At 58.4% G+C, this 900-nt stretch carries 1 protein-coding gene; it reads right to left on the bottom strand.

From position 1 onward, the window contains the following. Positions 1-900, bottom strand: a 900-nt coding sequence (gene rhaS / locus ACXJ5O_RS28450; RefSeq protein WP_457302834.1) for a rhamnose ABC transporter substrate-binding protein, incomplete at both ends; no start/stop codon positions are given.

The following is a 900-nucleotide window of genomic DNA, read 5'->3' as shown; positions in this document are numbered from 1 at the left end:
TCGTAAACGAAGGGATCAGCCATGGCTGCTTCGCCATTGTCGCCGACCTTGATCTTGCCCATGCGTCCGGCTTCAATTTCGCTACCAGGAGCACCATCCGTCTCACCTTTGACAAGGCGGTAGGCGATCTCGGTTGCCGAATAGCCGAGGTCGATCGGATTCCAGATGGCGAATTCCTTGGTCGCACCAGACTTGATCGCGCCGGCCATTTCAGAAGGAAGGCCAAGACCTGTTACATAGACGTCGCCGATCTTCTTGGCATCGGCCACGGCCTGCGATGCGGCAAGGACTCCCACCGTCGTCGGGGCGACGATGACTTTCACATTCGGCTGCGAGGTCAGCAGGCCCTGTGCTTCGCGGTAGCTCTTGTCGGAAAGGTCGTCACCATAGACAGTCGTCACGAGATTGAGCCCCGGGAAATTCGGCAGCTGCTTCTTCATCTCCTCGATCCAGGTGTTCTGGTTGGTCGAGGTGGTCGTCGCGGAAAGAATGGCGAAATCGCCCTTGCCATCCTTCAGATGGTCGGCGGCGAGCTGCAGGCACATCTTGCCGATCAATTCATTCGACGATGGATTGAGGTGCATGATGCGGCCATCCTTGGCAACCGCGGAATCCCACGAAATGACCTTGATCCCGCGCGCCATGGCCTTCTTCAGCGCCGGGATGACAGCGTCGGGGTCATTGGCGGAAATTGCAATTGCATTGACGTTCTGCGCGATCAGCGCGTTGATGACCTCGATCTGGCCTTCCGCCGTCGTCGACGTCGGACCGGTGTAGATGACCTCAACGCCGCCGAGCTCTTTAGCAGCTTCCTGTGCACCCTTGTTGGCCGCTTCAAAGAAGCCGTTGCCAAGCGATTTGACGACTAGGCCGATCTTGACCGTATCGGCGGCGTACGCC

The sequence above is a fragment of the Phyllobacterium sp. P5_D12 genome (assembly GCF_054049495.1).
This window is presented reverse-complemented; position numbering and strand designations above follow the sequence as displayed.